The organism is Comamonas sp. CMM03, assembly GCF_019218715.1.
Classification (GTDB): domain Bacteria; phylum Pseudomonadota; class Gammaproteobacteria; order Burkholderiales; family Burkholderiaceae_C; genus Comamonas; species Comamonas terrigena.
On the sequence record NZ_JAHUXB010000021.1, the window covers coordinates 1 to 255 of the forward strand.

1 rRNA gene is annotated in these 255 nt (G+C 50.6%); it reads left to right on the forward strand.

Annotated features, from left to right (window positions below):
• Positions 1 to 255, forward strand: a 23S ribosomal RNA gene (locus KW830_RS21160); the annotation flags it as partial.

Below are 255 nucleotides of genomic sequence, written 5' to 3' on the forward strand. Positions count from 1 at the left end.
TTCTAGTGATAGTCAGACGGTTAACAAAACGGAATGGAAAGTCCGGCCATAGTGGGTGATAGCCCCGTATGTGAAAACCGACTGGTGGTACTGAGCTAGAGAAAAGTAGGGCGGGGCACGAGAAACCTTGTCTGAATATGGGGGGACCATCCTCCAAGGCTAAATACTCGTAATCGACCGATAGTGAACCAGTACCGTGAGGGAAAGGCGAAAAGAACCCCGGGAGGGGAGTGAAATAGATCCTGAAACCGCATG